A 19,815-nucleotide genomic window follows, 5' to 3' on the forward strand; every position below is an offset into this window, starting at 1 on the left:
TAACGAGTTGATTACCAGTAGCTTTCGCTTGTGTTTTCGACTCATTCCCGATGTTTGGGAGTGCAAAGGTAGGCTGATTTTACCCCCTTGTCAAGGCCCGGCCTGAAAATAATTGGGGCTACACCAAACATTATTCGGTAAGGTGCGCAATCTCAATTAGTTACCGTTCGAAAAAAGTTGAAAACTTTTTTCGAATACTCTTGTTTTGGCGCGCTTCATGAGGTAAAAAGGCCACTCAAGCCGTCTTTATGCCCGTTATGCGGACCTCATGAGTTATATTGCATCTTCCTTTTGTATCAATTCATCCAATACAATTTGTCATCTAATGAAAATACTACATACGGCAGACTGGCATTTGGGGAAGCGACTTCAGGATTTTCAGCGACTTCAGGAACAACGGGATGTACTGGCCGAAATTGTTCAGGTCGCTAATCGGGAGGATGTAGATCTGGTTTTAGTAGCGGGCGACTTGTTCGACACCTTCAATCCAGATCCCAAAGCTGAGGACTTATTGTATAGTACGCTGAAAGAGTTAACAGCAAATGGTCAACGGACGGTAGTGGCCATTGCCGGGAATCACGATAACCCGGACCGGATCGAAGCACAGGATCATTTCGGGCGGGAGTGCGGAATTATCTTCGCCGGCTTTCCAAAGACAGAGGTTCGTTCCTATGAACTAAGTTGCGAAGCCAAACTGCTTTGCTCGGCACCGGGATTTATTGAGTTGAAGTTGCCCCGGCATGATGCGCCTGTTCGTATTATACTAACGCCCTATGCTAATGAGACCCGCCTTCGTGCCTACCTTGGAATGATAGGCCTCGACGATGAACTCCGGCAGCATTTGCAGAAGCACTGGGCGGCTCTGGCCGATACTTATATGGATGAGCAGGGCATCAACTTACTAATGGCTCATCTGTTCGTGATGAAACGGGGGGGTGAGCAGCCCGAAGAATCGGATGATGAGCGTAGTATTCTGCAGGTGGGTGGCGCGTCGGTTGTGTATACAGACATGATCCCCCCCCAGATCCAGTATACAGCGCTTGGGCATTTACACCGGTATCAGCAGATAGCGGGCGGTCCTTCTCCTGTTATATATAGCAGCAGCCCGTTGGCGTATAGTTTTGCCGAGGCCGATCAGCAGAAATACGTCGTTCTTATTGACGCTGAAGCCGGGCATCCCGTTACGGTTACCCCGGTCCCACTAGCTACTGGAAAGCGGTTGCTGCGTCCAAAGTTCAAGCGGGTCGATGAAGCGGTGGAATGGCTGCGGGAAAACCCGAACTGTTATGCCGAAATAACCCTGCAAACGACAGCGTTTCTGACAAGCGACGAACGCCGGCAATTACAGCAGGCGCATGAATCGCTGGTGACGATCATCCCGGACGTACGCGACGTGGAAGAAACGGAGCAGGAATCAGCACCCGCTATTGACCTTAGCCAGAGTATGGAAGCGCTGTTCACGAGTTATTTTAAAAATAAGAACAAAGGGCAGGAGCCAAACGAGCGGCTACAGCATTTGTTCAAAGAGATTTTAGCAACCGAACCTGAATGATACCCATTAAACTGTCAATTCAAGGACTTTATTCATATCAGGACTTACAGGAAATCGACTTCCAGCAATTAATTGGTTCGAGTGTTTTTGGCATCTTCGGTAAAGTGGGCAGCGGCAAAACCTCGCTGCTGGAAGCCATAAGTTTTGCCTTATACGGAAAGACCGAGCGACTGAACGCAAAAGATAATCAGGCCTATAATATGATGAACCTGAAGTCGAAGCACCTGATCATCGACTTTCAGTTTCAGGCGGGTCCGGAGCAACAGTTATACAAGTTTGTTTATGAAGCGAAGCGTCATCCGAAAAAGCACCACGAAATAGGGCCGGGTGAACGTCGGATGTTCATTCGGCAGGGCGATGAGTGGCAACCTATCGGTAACGAGAAAGAAGATGTCGCCGTCCTGTCCAAACAGATTCTGGGGTTGGATTACGACAACTTTAAGCGGACCATCATTATTCCGCAAAACCAGTTTAGAGAGTTTCTAGAGCTTAGTCCTACCGAGCGGACGAAGATGATGAACCAGTTGTTCAAGCTCGACCAGTATGACCTGGCCGCCCGGGTGAGTAAACTGAGCAAAGCGAATGACGATCAACTGGCTGAACTTCGCGGGTTGTTATCCCCCCTGGAAGCCGTTACACCCGAAGCGATTGATCAGGCAAAGGCAGCGATTACCGGTATCTCTGAGTCGCTAAGCCTAAAAGAAGCCGAAATCAACGAGCTGTCTCCTGCTGAACAACGACTACTCGAAAACCAGAAACGAAGTCAAACGCTGGCATCGACCCAACAGGAACTTACACAACTCCTCAACCGGGCACCGCTTTATCACCAACGGGAACAGGCGCTGGCTATGTACGAAACGTGTTTACTTGTCTTTCAGGCCGATTTTTCCAGCATTGACAAACTCCATTCCCGGAAGTCCAGGCTAATCGATCAGGAACGAGCGGCCCAGCAACAACTCCTGTCCGTAACGAAGCGGCTGGTGAGTTTGCGGAGTTTGTACGAAGCGGCAAAGCAAGCCTACGAAACCCGCGATGAGCTACAGCAGAAAATCGACGAACTGGATACGGTGCAGCAGATTAGAACGCTGCAACAAACCGTTAGTCAGCAAACCCGTAACCGCGACACGCTGGCCAGTCAACTCAACCAGCAAGAGGCTTTAATCGAACGGCATAAAGCGACCCGCGCCCGACACCAGCTTATTCTTGATAACGGCATCGGGCGGACGTCCGATCTGGAGCGACTCTACAAGGTCAGGAACTGGTTTGCGGCCTATAAACCCCTGAAGAAACAGGCCGACGATCTTCAATTGGCCGTTGATAAATACGACCGGGCTATTGAAAAACTTAAGCAGCAGAAGAACGATGCGCTGGTGGGATTTCCGCCCGATTGGACTGATCTAACGCTCAAAACCTTACCGGATGCAATTGAGGAGGCTCTTGTCAAATTTAAAGAAGTTCGGCAGGAACGCGAGGATAGACACCGGAAATTACTCGTTCAGGATGAGTTACGAAAGTATGCTGATGCCCTGAACGAAGGACAACCCTGCCCGCTTTGTGGATCAACGCACCATCCTAACCGACACAAAGGCGATGAGGAAAGCATTGACGTGAAAGGTAGCGAAGCGGGTTTACAGAAGGTGATCCAGCGAATAGAGGTTACCAGCAAGCTACAGCTCGCCATTAAGGAATTGACGACAAAACTGCGGAGCGAACACGAAAACGGCAAACGGATCACGCAGGAACGCACCGAAATCGTCAGGCAGTTGACCGAGCACGAGGACAATTTTATGTGGCCGGAGTTCTCAAAAGAGCAGGAAGGCGACGTGATCAAGGCTATTCAGAAAGAAAGCGACGCACAAAGGCAACTTATGGACGCTCAAAAAGCGATTCAGGATCTCGAAAAGCTGATAGGAGAAGCTGAAGCGACTTATAACGACCTGACCAAAAAAGTGGTCGACGCGGGGAATGCCATTGCCGGATTGAGCGGACAGTTGAAAACAGCGGCCGAATCGCTGGAACATTTTCAGCTGGAAGAAGTGAAAAACTGGGGCCTCGACCAGATCGCCGATCTACGCGAGTCACTCACAAAAACATACCATCAGGCGAAAGTTCACTTCGACAATACGGCAAAACAGCAGGGTGAAGCCGAAAAAGACCAGGCAACGGTTGACGAACAGATTCAGCAGTTGCACAATCAGTTGGCCGACATCGCGGCTGAACTGAGCACTCTGGAAGCAACCATCGCGCAAAATCTGGCCGATCAAAACCTAACCCGCGAGCAGGTGAACCAGATTCTACAATCTAACCTGAACATCGGTCAGGAACGACAACAGATCAACGAATACAACGAAAAGCGAAGCGGTCTGCAACTACAAGTCAACACACTACAGACTGAGTTGACCGAACATCCATTCGACCCGGCCGAATTAATAGCGGTTCAACAACAACTGGCGACATTACAAGCCGAGAAAGATGCGCTCAATAAGGAACATGGTCGTGCTACCAGTGTGCTGGCTGCACTCGAAAGCCAGTGGCAGCAAAAACTGGAACACCAGAAACGCCATGACGAGCTTGACTTGAGGAAACAGGATTTGAAGAAAATGGACGAAATGTTCCGGGCGCAGGGCTTCGTGAACTACGTGTCGTCGGTTTACCTGAAAAACCTCTGCGAATCAGCTAATGAGCGTTTTTTCAAGCTGACCAATAACCAGCTTCGGCTGGAGCTTGACGACAAAAACAACTTCCTGGTGCGTGATTTCCTCAACAGCGGTGAGGTACGAAGTGTTAAGACGCTTTCGGGTGGTCAGACATTCCAGGCAGCACTGTCGCTGGCGCTGGCGCTGTCGGATAATATTCAGCATTTGACAAAAGCAAAGCAAAATCTGTTTTTCCTGGATGAAGGATTCGGCACGCTCGACAAAGACTCCCTACAAACGGTCTTCAAAACGTTGAAAGCACTCCGTGCCGAAAACCGGGTGGTTGGCATTATCTCGCACGTTGAAGAGCTTCAGCAGGAAGTGGATCATTTTATTCGGGCCGAGTCGACCGAGAACGGCAGCCGGATTATTCGGAGTTGGGAGAGTTGAAAATACTGGCCGAGTAAACACTAGCTTCATGAAGAAGCACGGCGGGGGCGCCCGTGCGACAAATGCCCGCGCCAAGCTCCGTATCCAATTATTAACAAATCTTGAAGTTGACTGGTAAACAACGGGGCTGTTTTACTTTTGGCCCCGAATTGTAGCGCGGACTAAAGATCCACGCTACGAAACTAATCTTACTCAAATGAAAAAAATCATTACTCTTGGCCTGCTCGCTTCCGTAGCACTGGCCGGGTGCCGTACGCCCAAAATGGGTACGGCCTCTGTTCAAGCCGAAAAGCCGGTTACTAAAATCGCCTTTGGGTCGTGCAGTGACCAAAAACGGCCTCAGCCACTCTGGGATGATATTGTAGCGCAGAAGCCAGACGTTTGGATCTGGCTGGGCGACAACATCTATGGCGATTCGGAGGTAATGGACACGCTCAGTGCCAAATACGCCCGGCAAAAGTCGAACCCGGTGTATCAGCAATTGCGGCAGCAGACGTCTATTATTGGTGTATGGGACGATCACGATTATGGCGTAAATGATGGCGGCATGGAATATCCGAAGCGGAAAGAGAGCCAGCAACTGATGCTTGATTTTTTGGACGTTCCCAAAACCAGTCCGTTGCGCACCCAGGAAGGTGGCTATTCCGCCCATACATACGGCCCCAAAGGCCAGCGGGTGAAAGTTATTTTGCTGGATGCCCGCTATTTCCGCGACCCGTTAAAGAAAGACGGAAAAGCCAACGTGCCTGATCCATCGGGCGACATGCTGGGCGAAACACAGTGGAAATGGCTGGAACAGCAACTTACCAAATCCGATGCCGACGTACACATCATTGGTAGTGGCGTTCAGGTATTGCCCGAAGAGCATGTCTATGAAAAATGGGCCAACTTTCCCACCGCCCGCAAACGACTGCTGGACCTAATCGCCAAAACAAAACCGAAGGGAGCTTTCTTTATCAGTGGCGACCGGCACATGGCCGAAGTCTCAAAAGTAAGTGTGCCCGGCCTCGGATACGACCTCTTCGATATTACGAGCAGTGGGCTTACCCACGTATCGGCTCCGCACGTAGAACCCAACCGCCACCGCGTCGGCGAGATGATCACCAAACTAAACTACGGCCTGATCATGATTGACTGGAACGCTAAACCGCTAAAAGCCACCGTCCGCATTAATGGCGATGAACAGGCAACATACCTAGCGCAGGCAATAACGTTTTAGGTATAGTGAGTGAAATGAGTGCAGTTGAAGTCAAGCTGCGAGACCAATCCGTTGTACATCAATCGAACATCTCACAGTTTGACTAAGTTGTCAGTAAAATGGGTGCAGTAAGTGGAGTGGTCAGAACCATTACACCTACTGCACCCATTTTACTGACAACACTAAATTACTCTTTCGTTACCAGCGCCATAACTTCTTCCGAAATGCCGGTCATGGAGAAACCACCATCATGGAACAGGTTCTGCATGGTGACCATGCGGGTTAGGTCGGAGAAGAGCGTGATACAGTAGTCGGCGCACTGATCAGCGGTGGCGTTGCCTAAGGGCGCAGTTTTGTCGGCGAAGTCATAGAACTTGTCGAATCCACCAATACCGCCACCCGCCGTCGTTGGCGTGGGCGATTGCGAAATGGTGTTCACACGTACCTTGTGCGACTTGCCGTAGCGATAGCCGAAACTCCGGGCTATCGACTCCAGCACCGCTTTGGCATCGGCCATATCAGTATAGAATGGAAACGTCCGCTGGGCCGCCATGTAGGTCAGCGCCACCACAGAACCCCATTCGCTAATCGCATCCAGCTTATAGGCTGTTTGCATCATTTTATGAAACGACAGCGCCGAGATGTCGATGCTTTGTTTGAACCAGTCGTAATTCAGGTCTGTATAGGCTTTGCCCTTACGGATATTGGGGCTCATGCCAATGCTGTGCAGCACAAAGTCAACTTTACCACCCAGCACTTCGGTTGATTTGGTGAACAGATTTTCCAAGTCCTCGACCGACGTCGCATCAGCCGGAATGATCTCTGCATTACACTGTTCAGCGAGTTGTTTAATTGCTCCCATACGCATTGCAATGGGCGCGTTAGTGAGGGTAAACGTAGCACCTTCTTCCTTCGCTTTCAAAGCGACCTTCCAGGCGATTGATTTTTCGTCCAGGGCACCGGAAATGATGCCGCGTTTTCCGTTCAGTAATCCGTAAGCCATAAATTTAATGTATAATGGATAATGAAAAATAGACAATGAAGACGAGGCACCTGTGTGGTAAAGAACTCACTGGCGATCACCATCTGTTCTCTACTCTTCATTCTTAACTCTTCACTAATTGCCGCAAAGTTAGGTTATTTTTTTGTCGTACCACTTTTTGATTGCAGGGCAAATACAGGTGTTGATGCCGGAGCCGGTGGCATGTTCAGAACAGTCGACATAAACGTTTCGGTGGCTTGATAAACACCTTTCAGATCGCCGGAGGTGAAGTGCGAAGTAATAACGTGTTCGCCCGCGTTCGGGAAAGCCATTTTTTGTTTTTTGTCGGCGGGCGTTCCCAGTTCATCGAACATCGCCAGCATGGCCGGTACCGACACTACTTTATCCTGATGCTCGTCATCTTTATAATAATAACCCATGAATACCGGCTGCTTCACTTTCTGAAACTGTTCGGGCGTCATGTATCGGTCAAGCATAGTTTGCAGGGTAATCAACCCATTGGTATGGTATTGCGGAAACCAGTATTTAGCCCGCTCACCGCTATAATTGGTATTGATAACGTGTTCGCCTTTAAAAACCTGGTCGAGTATCTGCTTGCCCCAGGGTCCTGTGGTTAGTTTCAGTGCTGAATTAGCCGTGGCGATACAGGGTGAATAAAGGACCAAGCCATCAATTTCGGGGTGGTGAGCGGCCAGATAAAGTGTGAGCATACCTCCTGCTGATGTGCCCATCACGATTACCTTTTCGCCCAGTGATTTGCCAATCGCCAGCGCCCGTTCGGCAGAAGCTGCGTAGTTGGCGGGGGTTATGTCTTTCAGCGCATCGGGCGAGTCGACGCCGTGTTCGGCGGTACGAGCGAGGTATAGATTACACCCAAAGTGTTTCGCGATTTGTTTGTGGACCGGATCACCTTCGGCCCAACTGGCCGAAAAACCATGTATGTAAACGATACTGTAAGGCGTTTTAACCTTTTTCAGACTGTCGGCCCAAATAATGCGGGCTTCATTATCGGGGCGCAGATTCGCCTTGCTTTCCGAGTCTGCAAGGCTTTTCTCCAGCTTTACCAGGTCAGGGTCGAGTATAATGGCTTCTTCTTTAACAGCATCGGGGTGCGCGGTAGGACCCAGAAAGTAACTAACGCCGATAGCGGCTACCAGCAGGCCTGTAATCGTAAAAAACCGTTTCATACATATTCCTTTATATCCATTCTGATTCGCCAGTCTTTCGGAAGATAGTTGTTAACGCGAGTACCTACTCCTTTTACCCAACCCAGATTTACCCCTTTGTACTTAGCCAATAACCAGCCTTTTACGGGTTCATCGAACACCAGATTCTCTTTCTTAAAGTAGCGCAGGGCATCCTCTTTACTCAGTTCGAGCCCCGGCAAATCCTGATTCACCGCCGTACTCAGCGCCAACGCGTGCGACGGCACAAAGTCCGTTCCTTTAAACTGACCCATTTCCAGACCAAAGCCTTTGCTTTTCAAAGCACTATCGAGGAAAAGATACGTTTTTTCGAGCGCTTTGGGCAAGGCCATTACATCACCATTGGGTTTTTCCCAAAACGAGAAATCGGCCGGATGCTGTAGCCACTTAGCCGCCGACGCCGTTTCGCGGGGCCTAAGGGCGCGAATGGTGCGAAACGTGCGGGCGTCGAGTTTAACCGGAGCCGTAAACGCCGTTTTCTTGAAGACGCTGATAAAAAAACCTTCGCCCCGAACCCGCTGCGGATAGCATTGATACCCGACAGCCTCACCCGTTTCGGGATCACCCGCCTGTCGTTCAACGATATTCCATTCCGAAGGCAGAATGAGCGGCTTATTACGAAACCCGATTTCGGTCAGGTACTGGACGTTTCCGGCGTTTTCAAGATCATTATATGTACAGGTACTGTAAATCAGAATACCGTCTTTATCCAGCAGGGGCGCGGCTGCGGCCAGAATGCGCTTCTGTCGAGCCGAACACAGCTCGACACTCGCTTCCGACCACTCCTGCATGGCGTCGGGATCTTTTCGGAACAGGCCTTCTCCCGAGCAGGGTGCATCGACCAGCACCACATCGAAAAAGCCAGTCAGCTTGCTCATGTCTTCCGGGTCGTGGTTGCTTACTACCACATTTGGGTACCCCCATTTGTCCACATTTTCGCGTAATACCGACACCCGGCTCCGAATCACTTCATTACATACTAATAGACTATCGGAGTGTAGGGCCGACGCCAGTAACGTACTTTTACCGCCCGGAGCCGCGCATAAATCCAGCACCCTCAACGGCCGGTCGAGATTGACTGTTTGCCGAAGGGCTTCGTGCAACAACATCGACGAAGCTTCCTGCACATAATAAGCACCGGCCTGAAACAACGGATCAAGCGTGAAACTGGGGCGTTCGGGCAGGTAATAGCCATCGGGACACCAGGGAATGGGCACCAGATCAGTGGTGTCATAAGCCGCCCCACCCAATTTTCGGGCATTAATGCGGATACTCACCGGCGTTGATTGCACCAGTGCCGATTTAAATTCGGCAAACTCTGCCCCCAACTGCGCCTGCATCTGCGCCAGAAACGCGGAAGGCCACTCAGCCCCAGGCTGAATTGACTGGGACGACTCAGCCGGAAGATGAGCTTTACCTGGCAGCTTGTTTGTTGTCATACCACAAAAATACGGAACTGTCGGGCGGTTTTCACTAAACTTGCAGCATGACAGCAACCGAGGAGCAATTCAGGCAAACAAAAACCTTCATTTTCGATATAGATGGTGTGCTAACCGATGGTGGGGTTTCACTGCTCGCATCAGGCGAACGTTATAGAACGGTTTTTATCCGGGATACCTACGCCATTGAACAGGCCCTGAAAGGTGGCTTTCGGGTGGCCATTATTTCAGCGGCTAATGCCGACGGCCTTCGGAGCTGGCTAACATCCATGAATGTGAAAGACATTTTCATGGGTGGTCCTTCCGATCAGAAAGTAAATGCGTTCCTCGGCTATATCGCCCGCGATGGCTTAAACGAATCCGAAATCCTGTACATGGGCGACGATATGCCCGATCTGCCGATTTTGAGCCGCTCGGCGATACTGAGCACCTGCCCGGCAGATGCCGTCGACGAGGTTCAGGCGGTTTGTCGGTATATATCGCCCAAAGTGGGAGGCCGTGGTGCCGTTCGGGATGTGATCGAACAGGTAATGAAGGCGCAGGGGAAATGGGGTTTATAAAATTTATGTTTACAAGACTTGACGTTTAATGAATGATTTAGCCGAACGTGACCGGGCCGTTATCTGGCACCCGTTTACGCAGATGCAAACAGCCCCGTTGCCCATTCCGATTGTGCGGGGCAGCGGTTCAGTCTTATACGGCGCCGATGACCGGGAGTACCTCGATATGGTTTCTTCCTGGTGGGTCAACATCCATGGGCACGCCCATCCACACATTGCTCAACGGGTATCGGAGCAGCTTCACACGCTGGAACACGTTATTTTTGCCGGTTTCACGCACCATCCCGCCGTTGAGCTGGCCGAGCGGCTTCTGGCTATTCTACCCGCAAACCAGTCAAAGGTTTTTTATTCGGACAATGGCTCAACTGCTGTTGAAGTGGGGTTAAAAATGGCCTTTCAGTACTGGCACAACCTGGGCAAGCCACGTAAAAAAATAGTGGCGTTCGAGAATGCCTATCATGGTGACACCTTCGGCGCTATGGCGGTCAGTGGCCGGAGTGCGTTCACTGCTCCATTTACCCCGTTTTTGTTTGATGTCGTCTATCTGCCAGTACCCATTCCAGGGCAGGAGGAGGTCGTTCTACAACAGGCCGAGGCATTGTTTGATGAGGAGGTAGCTGCTTTCATTGCGGAACCCCTCGTGCAGGGCGCTGGCGGTATGGTTATGTACCAACCCGACGTACTCGATAAGTTATTTCGATTAGCCCGCGACAAAGGTGCCCTCATTATTGCCGATGAAGTGATGACAGGATTCGGTCGAACGGGCAAACTGTTCGCATCTGATTACCTGGCCGAAAAGCCCGACATGATGTGTTTATCGAAGGGCTTAACTGGCGGCACCATGGCGCTGGGTGTTACAAGTTGCGCGGAAAGCATTTACAACGCCTTCCTGTCTGACGATAAGCACAAGACACTTTTTCACGGTCATTCCTTCACGGCAAACCCGCTGGCCTGCACGGCTGCCCTTGCCAGTATGGATGTGTTGCTACTTCCCGAAACGCAGGCTAATATTGAACGCATCACCGCCAGCCATGCAACATTTGCTCGGCAGCTAGCGACCTTTTCAACCGTAGAAAGCATTCGGCAACACGGTACTTTGCTGGCATTTGATATAAAGGCTGGGGAGCAAACGTCCTATTTCAACAACATCCGCGATACTGCCTATAATTTTTTGCTTGATCGGGGTATTTTGATGCGTCCATTGGGCAATGTGCTGTACATGATGCCGCCTTATTGCACCACCGATGAGCAGCTTGCCTATACGCATGAGCAGATACAGGCCTTCTTAACGACCCTCTGATCAGTACGGCTTGACATTTTAATTTTAATAATACACCTTTGTTTTACCAATCAGTGCGGGAGTAGCTCAGTTGGTAGAGCGGCAGCTTCCCAAGCTGCAGGCCGTGGGTTCGAGACCCATTTCCCGCTCAAGTGTAAAATACTGATAACAAGCCGGTTAATCGAAGTGATTGACAGGCTTGTTTTTTTTATTAGCGATGCCTGTTTAAAGTTAATTGTACAGTTAGTCCTCTAACGAGTAAGATCGGGTAACTAGTAATTTAGTCTAATCCGGCATGCTGGAAAGCGAACTTTGCGTTGAACTTCTTATCCATATACGTTGACCAATAGAAGTGACACTTAGGCGTTGCCAACGAGAGCCCTTGTTTATTTAACCTGAACACTAACAGGAGTCTCCGTGTAAGGACCCGATGAACTGACTTTACGCGTAGCCAGGGTAGCACCAAATTCTCCAGCTTCCTGTACGTCTTGGCCCTGCACTCGTTTCCACAGATAACCAGCCATATACGTGTCACCGCAACCCGTTGCATCGACTACAGCCGTTGGCTTGAAGGCTGGAATGGTATAAAAAATACCTCCTGTGTAAATTAAAGACCCCTTGCTGCCAAGCGTTATGATCACTTCGCGAACACCCATGTCTGCCAGGTAAGCGGCTCCCTCTTTCACATTTTTTCGTCCTGTCACAACCTCCATTTCGTGATCGTTGGCTTTCAAGATGCTTACGTTAGGAAGTACTTTCTTTTTATCAGCCCAATCTCTGTAAACTACTTTATTGTGCCATACATGTCTCAGATAGCCCTGTATGTCGAGTGATACCGATCCTTTCTTTGATAGGTTTTCGATCAATTCAATGGGAATGTCATTGGCCAGCAGCGGCCCTAAATGATAAACTTTTGCGTTTACTGCCGGCATTTGAGCGACAGCAAATGGAGATGCCTGCCGGAGAACACGTTGTTGGCGATGATTCTGGTCGTCGCTGTACTTGTTTTGAAAATACACCGTCGACTTGCTTGGTAAGGTATACACGCTTGAGCCCTCCTGCCTTAAATCGTCAACGACCTGATATTCCTGCAAGCCAAGGGCGGTAACCAGCTTAAAGTTAATATCAGCGTGTAAAAGCGTTTTAGCAAAGTAGAATGCGGTTCCTCCTGGCATATGCTTCACGGAAAGAGGTGTAATAACCTCATCGAGCGATATGTGGCCAATTGCACAAATATCTATCATAATTTAAGCCTACCAATGCATGGCAGGTTACGTTAAGTATCAGTTTTTCACTGGAACGAATCAACTATTCTTTAAAGCCCGGGTCCAACGCCGAGCCCATTTTTTGTAAAGTTTACAGTTTACAGACTTTATGTGATTATTATCTCAAACCTTTCCCGAGCAAACTAGTTTCATTGCGTTAAATTTCATGAGAGAATCAGGCGCTACGTAACATACAAAAGGAGTATACCACCCTGATTATCAGCTAATTTATTTATTAACATAATCACTTCAGCAGCGAGTTGCTTCCATTTACGCCCGGTTAGAAAAAGCCACTCTCTTTCTTAAAATTATCCTATTTATTGATTTATCGAGAGCGTCCCTCTAATCCAAAAATTAGTTGTACTACTCCTGAGCCATGATTTTGCCTTTTCCTAATCCCAGCAGGCCATATACTTTCGGCCTTATTTTTTCGAACTGCTAATGACTTAGTTCTCTGAAGACCATACAAGTAATCAGCGTTTCCATCCAGGTAATTCAACTAAAAATAAATAAACAAACCATTGAATATCAAATACTTAAATACTAACAATAGTTTCCTTCTCTGCTTATTTATGCGTAAATTATAGTTTCATAAAACCTTCAAATACAATGAACACAACAACACACAAAATTTTTAACCTGATTATTCTCGATGAGAGCGGTTCTATGGAAAGCATTAAAGTACCAACGCTCAGTGGCTTTAATGAGGTCGTACAAACCATTAGAGGAGTTAGCGGGCAGTTTGCAGAACAGCAGCACTCTATTACGCTGGTAACCTTTAATAGCTTGGGTATTCGGACCCGACTGGACAATCAGCCCGCTGATCAACTGACCGAACTGACCGACGCGTTATTTAACCCCAATGCTGGTACACCGCTCTACGATGCTATGGGGCGCAGTCTTATGCGTATGGAATGGCTGACCGAGAATGAAACGAACTATACGGTACTAGTAAGCATCCTAACCGATGGGGAAGAAAACGCATCACGCGAATTTACCGGCCGTCAGATTCAGGCGATGGTAGAAAGGCTTAAACAGCACAACTGGTCATTTACCTACATGGGTGCCAACCAGGACGTTCAGAAAGTGGCTTCGTCGCTTTCCATCACACAGTCGATTGCGTTTCAAACCAACGAGGCCGACATGAAGAATCTGTTTGCGCAGGAACGCAAGGGGCGTACAGCCTTTTATGACAAACGCAGCAAAGGCGATACGGTTCAGAGTGCTGAGAGTAGTTATTTTATTCAACCGTAGCGACGCAGGTCTGACGGCTATTCTGTTTTCCCATGTAGCGACGCAAAACCCGCGTTTCTACATGGGGACAGTCAGATTATAATAAACGGTCTGAATTAATACCCGAACGAGGAGCGTCGGATTGTAGGGGCAGTTGAATAAGTGGCTTTATAGGGACTCGAACCCCAACCAACAGTTCCGAAGACTGTGATGCTATCCATTACACCATAAAGCCATGGCACAAAAATAAACCTATTTTCTTAATGCCGTCAGAAAACTTTTCCCATTTATTTAGTCCATCAAACGGGAGACGATCAAAAATTAACAACGCCTTAATTTGGCTTTAGTTTACTTTGCAGACGTAGTTCGTCTAAATAAATTTGAAAATACGAAAAACCGCCTAATTCTCTCGAATTAGGCAGTTTTGAATGACTTTGTGAACCCTATGCATCTGGCTATCACTAACTTTTTCAGAATATTTATGTTATTTAGATAATTTTATCGTTAAAAAATATCACGTTTATCCTTTTCATCTAAAATTTTGGGTGTGGGCGCTATTATTAAGTTAACAACGAAAAATGTCATTGCTCTTTGGTTCGGTGAAGACACTCCAATTCGGCAATACAAAATCAGAATGAATCCTAAAGTGTGGGCGATGTGTGAGCGAGTGAGTCAGGACTTTAAAGCTCCCTCCGGTCGATTACGTCAGAGCGACTATCGTAAATCAGATAAAGTAGCTTTTGCAACGCTTGTACTCGAAGCATTGGAGCAACAGGGTGACAATGTAGAAAAAGACATGTTTGATCTGGCCTATTAAGTAAGATAGCTCAAACGACGTGCAGCAGTTACCCGCTTTGCTTCCTTCAGCGTAGACAACACCTATTCAGGTCCCTTCGATTTTGGAGAACACAATGGCTCCCGGCTAAACGGCCGGGAGCTTTTAGTCTATTCTGACTAACCTCTTGCGCTGATCGAACGTAACGACATGGTCTTTCAGAAAACCCTCCCCTACATTGATCTGGTGGGCTTTGTCGGAATAATACACTTTTTGGTTTTTTATCCGGACTGATCCTACTACCAGTTCGTCTTTTATTACCGCTTCCTGTACCATAAAGGTTGCACTGGCTTTTGTTTCTTCCCGCTTGTTCAGGGTGTTTTCGTAGCGAATGCCCGTCAATTTAGCCACCGGAAAATGGAGGGGTAAGTTCGATCCGGTATCCAGGTTGAACAGCAAATCTGTTTGCCCGATCTTACCCGGAATCAGAAAGGCTTTACTATAGCTGAGAACGCCTTCTGCCCCCATCTCCAATGTTTCTTTCGAAAGAATTAGTTGACGTGTTGGTCCATCAATGGTAAGCAGGTAGTTGTAAAAGAAATCCCGGCTCAATACGCCATCTATCCGTATCTGTTTGGGTTTGGTGTTGTAATCACCAATCATCAATCTAAGCCCCGACTGTGTAACCTGACCCAGGCCAAGGCTTTCCACAGAAACCAGAATTTCAATTTTTGACTGGTAAATATCCGAAACCTGCTGGTAACCGATAATTTTTAATCCAATCTCTTTAGCCAGCTGACGATCAATCCGCCCGATACCGGCCGTACCGGAATCAAGAATAAAATTAAAGGGGCCCCGGCCATTGACGTTGACTTTCACATAGACCAAGTCATCGCTGATGATGATCGGACTTTGCTGCCGGAACGGCTGAGCAACGACCGCATAATTCGATAGCAGTACAATCACAATTGCCGTGAATATCCGCACAATATGGAGTAACATCGCTTGAATCGGCGGTCAATGAGAAGAGTTAATAATGGCAGGGCGACTCTGCTTTATCTGTCGCCGGACTGGCGTTTCTGTCACTGAGATATTGTATATCAGCATTGTCAGCAACTGTATAAATGTAAGGGGCTTTTACCGAACAGCCAATTGCAAGGTTGTATGACTGTATAGTAAACGTCCGTTATGCACTAAGCTGGCACAAAATTCACTGTTTATTTTCGATCTACTTTTTTTCGAAAAGTGATACAAATTATCTAGGCAAGCACATCCAGGCAACTTCGCTAAACGTACATACTGAGTTCTTTTACAGGTCAATAAATAATTTCTTCTTTTCCTATTGGATAACATATTTAAATGATTAAGTTTGCATAAGAAACATTTTCATTAACTATTAGTTACCGCTCAACGCATACAATACATGACTTTTGGTAAACTAAGTACCAACAACATTCGCATTATGTATTTGATGGGTTGGGGAAATTACACACGAGTGTTTCTGGTCGATTCCTCGTCTACAATTAATGCAACTACTTTAAAAAAATGTGTTGATATGCTGCCCGGATTTATTCGGCTTAGCAAAAGCCTGGCTGTGAATCCAAATCATATTTTACAAATTCGCCGGAATAGTGATCGATCAGCAGAAGTACTAGTGGCCGGAAACTGGCTTCATGTAAGTCGGAGACGAGTACCTTTAGTTATCAGCCAACTCGAAACTCATTCTAGTACCAGAAGAAATTAGTTTAAATTAAATTACAGATTACATAGATAGTAGTAGCCATACAATAGATAACACATTAATAGTCAGAAGCAAAATCAATAAGTATTTAGATAGGGGTTTTTATTTCAAGGGTTAGGTGCGACATAGCCGGGCAATGCCTGGCTTTTGTTTTTTTATGGCGTGTACGATCCAATCTGTTACATTTCTGGGCCATTTGATCAAACCACGGCAACCAGCCGAAACGGGCTATAAACTCTAGCCAGAACCTAGCTATCTACCCGGTCATAGTGCATATAAATTATTTGATGTCTATTTTCGTCCTATGCATCTTAGTAACGAACACGAAGAATTAGAACGTTTTTTCAATGGCCGATCCCTTCCCACTGGCCCACAGCACATTAATGAATACAGCGTATTTCTTAACCTGCCGGGTGCAGTAGCCACCCAGGTTAAGTGGTTACATAGTGAAGTAGCCGCTACCAGGAAATCGGCGGCTGTAATGTTGCAGGAAGTTCGAGAGTGGTTGCTTCAGCAAGCCGATGCAGATCAAGTGCCCAGTTAGTCTGCGGTTTACTGGTATCCATGTTCTAGCCCCAAAGTAGCCCTTGCACTGGTATTTCAATACCTTTTTTTAACGCGTAGAAAAAACCCGCAAATCAAAATGTTCACGGGTTTATATATCTTCATTCTTTTTAATTTTTCGATATAAATTTAACAACATGTTAACTAAAATAAAAATAAAACAACAAATACGCGTTATTTTTTAATCTCCTGCCTTGGTCCTATAATGATGATGGCAACCAGTAGCTAACGTGTATGAATGAACTAGCATTGTAACCTACAGTCACGGATTCAGAGGGTCCCGTAAAAGGGCGTATAGGTTTGTTTAACTACCATTGGCGAGGGGTGCCGGCTAAAGAAGTTATATTATTCCAGCCTTGTACGTAGCTCGTCTGATAACCAGTTCTGGATTAGCCCGCTCATAATCTTCGATGTACATCAACCCCAGTTCATTTACCTCATATCGCAGCGGTTCTGCATCCTTCTCTTCCAAAATCGTCACGAACCCGCTTTTCAGTAGCTCATTTAGATGAAAATTGATCATCAACGGGTTAAGTGTTGTTTTACACTGAACCTCGCTGGCAGTTGCTCCATTGTAGGTTGCAGTAAGAATACAATATTGAGCGAAGGTGATGATCATAACTATATGTTGCGTGTATTTGGGGTACCACCTAAAGGTATTTTTGTAACTTATAATTAGCTATATGTAATATAAAAACTTTTTAAGCAAATTTATAACCTAAAAATGTATCTTAAATTGCAATTATTTAGTTCATTAAAGGCATAATTATATACAACAGGTGATTTTCTTTATTCTACGGACCATCCCAACTAAATAAGATATATAGTCAATGGGCAAGGTAGTTTAAAATAGTAAGATTAGAGACAATAACGGTGTGCTAGCGGATATTAGTTAGGTCAGGATTACACTAGTCAAATCAGAAACAGAGTACTTTCACTGCCCGTTGCCCGAAATCAGCCTCTTGTTACGCTTGATTTCGGAGTGGACTTATAAGCTAAACACTCCGTTATACAACTTATCACTAACTCAAATGGCTTCCTCAATTGCCAGTCGTACGATCTGGCCTTCTCTATTCCAGAATAGTCCGGCAGTATTGTTTTCTCCCCGTAGAGCCAGTACAAAACCATTTTCTTCGGCGTACTGGCTCATCATTTCCGACATAATCAGGCCATATTCATAAGGGACAACAATCCGTTTTACTGCGCCATAGGCGAGTCCCGTCCAAACGGTTAATGTTACCTGCTCTTTCCTTACTGCCATTGCTCAAATGAACGTTAGTTTGTTCATCAACTTAATTGCAGCACACAATACATCCGCTATCCCCAAAAAGCTATCCAGTGGTTAGTAAGAGAGTTAATTTACAGGAGCTGATAACGTAGTTGACGTTTGTTCCTCTACCTGTTGCTGGCGTACCTGCTGACCGATAGGTACATATTCTATCTCGCACGGATAACCAAACAGACAGTTGGTTTTTATCTGCTCAGCCACTCGGGCAGGCACCATATTTTCCCACCCATCTTCACCCTGCTGAATCATTTCGAGCACATGATCCGTAGAAATATGCAGGTTCTGTTCGTTGTAATCGGTGATGTCTTCGATTTTGTCGTTCCGTACCAGATACTGAAATAAGGGTTCTAAAGTGGGTGGCAGCTTGAACTCGTTGCAGGTATAAATAGCTCCGTGCTTTAGGGTCGGATACACGAACAGCTTGACTTTCCGGCTAAACAGTGTAGCAAACGACTCCAGGATACCGCCCGGCAAAAACTCATAGTGCCCTTCTTCAAAAATGTACTCCAGGTTCGGAATACCCACAATCAGGCCAATCTTGAGCCGCGTTAACCGGGCAAGATAAGCAACGAGTTTGTAGTATTCGAGGTAGTTGGAGATCATCACGGTCTGCCCCATCGAGCACAAGATATCAACCCGGTCAAGAAAGTCTTTCTCGTCGATTCCCTGTTCGTTGGCTTTCAGGTTGTGCAGTGTCAGCTCAGCCATCGACACCACCCGGTTCGAGTCGACATCGGGTTCGTCCTTAAACTGCCTCAGCCCATTTTCAATCATATCCATCTGGACGTTCGTTACGGGCCGAAGTCGCCCACGCATGACCAGAATATGCTTCTTATACAGGGCTTCCGATGGCTGGAGCACCTGCCCGTCGGGTCCGAAGAGTGCGGCATCGGTAAACCCGTTTTTAACGAGGTGTAAACTCATCAGTCGGTTATCGACATCGGCAAAATCGGGACCACTGAACCGAATCATATCAATCTGAATCCGTTCGGGAGCCAGATCGTCCATGAGCGACAAGACAAGTGTTTCGGGCGATTTCGAGTAATAATAGCACCCATAAATCAAATTAACACCGATAATACCGAGAGCCTGCTGCTGCAAAATGTTCTCGTTGTCGATCATCCGAACGTGGATGATGACATCGTTGTAACCCGACTGCGGGTTCAACTGAAACCGACAGCCGAGCCAGCCATGCGCTTCATTGGTTTTCTGATAATTCAGCGCAACAACCGTATTGGCAAACGCAAAGAAAGTAGTGTCGGACCCGCGCTTTTCGGCTAATCTTTTTTCCAGCAAACTATACTCTTTGTTGAGCATCTTCACTAATCGGGACTCCACCACATACCGTCCACTTTCCTCAACCCCATAGATAGAGTCGCTAAAGGTCATGTCATAGGCCGACATGGTTTTGGCAATAGTACCCGACGAGCCGCCTGCTTTAAAAAACATAGCGGCAGTTTCCTGACCGGCTCCGATCTCGGCAAAGGAGCCATAAATACGACGGTCAAGATTTATACGTAATGCTTTTTGCTTAGTACCTATATTCTTTTCGTACATAGTCTCGTTAGCTTGCTGATGTTAAAGTTACAGTATAAAACGCCAAAAGCAGCCTTCTGGGCTGCCTTAA

17 protein-coding genes and 2 tRNA genes are annotated in these 19,815 nt (G+C 47.3%); 10 read left to right on the forward strand and 9 right to left on the reverse strand.

Translation table 11 applies throughout. The features are described 5' to 3' along the window. Nucleotides 1-325 precede the first annotated feature (325 nt). The 3 genes from NT073_RS02270 to NT073_RS02280 all read left to right on the forward strand — a co-directional run bounded on the left by NT073_RS02270 (nucleotide 326) and on the right by NT073_RS02280 (nucleotide 5,857). A complete protein-coding gene (locus NT073_RS02270; protein ID WP_297368146.1) occupies nucleotides 326-1,552 on the forward strand; it encodes an exonuclease SbcCD subunit D in 1,227 nt (408 codons plus the stop codon). Beyond that, nucleotides 1,549-4,638: an SMC family ATPase gene (locus NT073_RS02275; RefSeq protein ID WP_297368148.1), complete on the forward strand. Its 3,090-nt coding sequence runs from the start codon at nucleotides 1,549-1,551 to the stop codon at nucleotides 4,636-4,638. Before NT073_RS02270 ends, NT073_RS02275 begins: the two co-directional genes overlap by 4 nt. Before the next feature lie 196 nt (nucleotides 4,639-4,834). After that, nucleotides 4,835-5,857, forward strand: a complete 1,023-nt coding sequence (locus tag NT073_RS02280; RefSeq protein ID WP_297368151.1) for an alkaline phosphatase D family protein — start codon at nucleotides 4,835-4,837, stop codon at nucleotides 5,855-5,857. Nucleotides 5,858-6,023: 166 nt separating this feature from the next. On the opposite strand, the gene NT073_RS02285 is transcribed toward NT073_RS02280, so the two are convergent. The 3 genes from NT073_RS02285 to NT073_RS02295 form a co-directional block, all read right to left on the reverse strand. Continuing rightward, nucleotides 6,024-6,839, reverse strand: a complete 816-nt coding sequence (locus tag NT073_RS02285) for an SDR family oxidoreductase (RefSeq protein ID WP_012930345.1) — start codon at nucleotides 6,837-6,839, stop codon at nucleotides 6,024-6,026. Nucleotides 6,840-6,973: 134 nt separating this feature from the next. After that, nucleotides 6,974-8,026: an alpha/beta hydrolase gene (locus NT073_RS02290; protein ID WP_297368157.1), complete on the reverse strand. Its 1,053-nt coding sequence runs from the start codon at nucleotides 8,024-8,026 to the stop codon at nucleotides 6,974-6,976. After that, nucleotides 8,023-9,483: an RNA methyltransferase gene (locus NT073_RS02295; protein ID WP_297368160.1), complete on the reverse strand. Its 1,461-nt coding sequence runs from the start codon at nucleotides 9,481-9,483 to the stop codon at nucleotides 8,023-8,025. The genes NT073_RS02290 and NT073_RS02295 overlap by 4 nt, the downstream gene beginning before the upstream one ends. A 47-nt stretch (nucleotides 9,484-9,530) precedes the next feature. Between NT073_RS02295 and NT073_RS02300 the strand changes: the two genes are divergently transcribed. From NT073_RS02300 to NT073_RS02310, 3 genes are all read left to right on the forward strand, one after another. Then, nucleotides 9,531-10,043 (forward strand): 3-deoxy-D-manno-octulosonate 8-phosphate phosphatase, encoded by a 513-nt coding sequence (locus NT073_RS02300; RefSeq protein WP_297368163.1) that lies wholly within the window; start codon nucleotides 9,531-9,533, stop codon nucleotides 10,041-10,043. A 28-nt stretch (nucleotides 10,044-10,071) separates the two neighbouring features. Beyond that, the gene (bioA, locus tag NT073_RS02305) at nucleotides 10,072-11,343 is read left to right on the forward strand and encodes an adenosylmethionine--8-amino-7-oxononanoate transaminase (protein WP_297368165.1); all 1,272 of its coding nucleotides are present in this window, start codon (nucleotides 10,072-10,074) and stop codon (nucleotides 11,341-11,343) included. 55 nt (nucleotides 11,344-11,398) lie between these two features. Continuing rightward, a tRNA-Gly gene (locus tag NT073_RS02310) sits at nucleotides 11,399-11,471 on the forward strand. 237 nt (nucleotides 11,472-11,708) lie between these two features. Here NT073_RS02310 and NT073_RS02315 read toward each other — a convergent pair. Then, nucleotides 11,709-12,566 (reverse strand): PfkB family carbohydrate kinase, encoded by an 858-nt coding sequence (locus tag NT073_RS02315; protein ID WP_297368168.1) that lies wholly within the window; start codon nucleotides 12,564-12,566, stop codon nucleotides 11,709-11,711. 630 nt (nucleotides 12,567-13,196) lie between these two features. On the opposite strand from NT073_RS02315, the gene NT073_RS02320 reads away from it, so the two are divergent. Beyond that, complete coding sequence (locus NT073_RS02320) at nucleotides 13,197-13,841, forward strand: VWA domain-containing protein (RefSeq protein WP_297368171.1); 645 nt, start codon at nucleotides 13,197-13,199, stop codon at nucleotides 13,839-13,841. Nucleotides 13,842-13,983: 142 nt separating this feature from the next. Here the strand turns inward: NT073_RS02320 and NT073_RS02325 are convergent. Next, a tRNA-Arg gene (locus NT073_RS02325) sits at nucleotides 13,984-14,055 on the reverse strand. Nucleotides 14,056-14,367: 312 nt separating this feature from the next. Between NT073_RS02325 and NT073_RS02330 the strand changes: the two genes are divergently transcribed. Continuing rightward, on the forward strand, nucleotides 14,368-14,637 hold the full coding sequence (locus tag NT073_RS02330) for a hypothetical protein (protein WP_041617694.1): 270 nt from the start codon (nucleotides 14,368-14,370) through the stop codon (nucleotides 14,635-14,637). A 123-nt stretch (nucleotides 14,638-14,760) separates the two neighbouring features. Here the strand turns inward: NT073_RS02330 and NT073_RS02335 are convergent, their stop codons facing one another. Beyond that, nucleotides 14,761-15,597, reverse strand: a complete 837-nt coding sequence (locus NT073_RS02335) for a retropepsin-like aspartic protease (protein WP_297368177.1) — start codon at nucleotides 15,595-15,597, stop codon at nucleotides 14,761-14,763. 469 nt (nucleotides 15,598-16,066) lie between these two features. On the opposite strand from NT073_RS02335, the gene NT073_RS33280 reads away from it, so the two are divergent. Together NT073_RS33280 and NT073_RS02340 are read left to right on the forward strand one after the other, a co-directional pair. Continuing rightward, entirely contained in the window at nucleotides 16,067-16,339 is a 273-nt protein-coding gene (locus NT073_RS33280) for a LytTR family DNA-binding domain-containing protein (RefSeq protein WP_366107221.1), read from the forward strand. Nucleotides 16,340-16,640: 301 nt separating this feature from the next. Beyond that, entirely contained in the window at nucleotides 16,641-16,880 is a 240-nt protein-coding gene (locus tag NT073_RS02340) for a hypothetical protein (protein ID WP_297368180.1), read from the forward strand. Between the two features lie 360 nt (nucleotides 16,881-17,240). On the opposite strand, the gene NT073_RS02345 is transcribed toward NT073_RS02340, so the two are convergent. The 3 genes from NT073_RS02345 to NT073_RS02355 form a co-directional block, all read right to left on the reverse strand. Then, on the reverse strand, nucleotides 17,241-17,519 hold the full coding sequence (locus NT073_RS02345; RefSeq protein ID WP_297368183.1) for a hypothetical protein: 279 nt from the start codon (nucleotides 17,517-17,519) through the stop codon (nucleotides 17,241-17,243). A 408-nt stretch (nucleotides 17,520-17,927) separates the two neighbouring features. Continuing rightward, nucleotides 17,928-18,161 (reverse strand): hypothetical protein, encoded by a 234-nt coding sequence (locus tag NT073_RS02350; RefSeq protein WP_297368186.1) that lies wholly within the window; start codon nucleotides 18,159-18,161, stop codon nucleotides 17,928-17,930. 93 nt (nucleotides 18,162-18,254) lie between these two features. Further along, nucleotides 18,255-19,745 (reverse strand): TonB-dependent receptor, encoded by a 1,491-nt coding sequence (locus tag NT073_RS02355; protein WP_297368190.1) that lies wholly within the window; start codon nucleotides 19,743-19,745, stop codon nucleotides 18,255-18,257. Nucleotides 19,746-19,815 lie beyond the last annotated feature (70 nt).

This window comes from Spirosoma sp. (assembly GCF_026391055.1).
GTDB lineage: Bacteria > Bacteroidota > Bacteroidia > Cytophagales > Spirosomataceae > Spirosoma.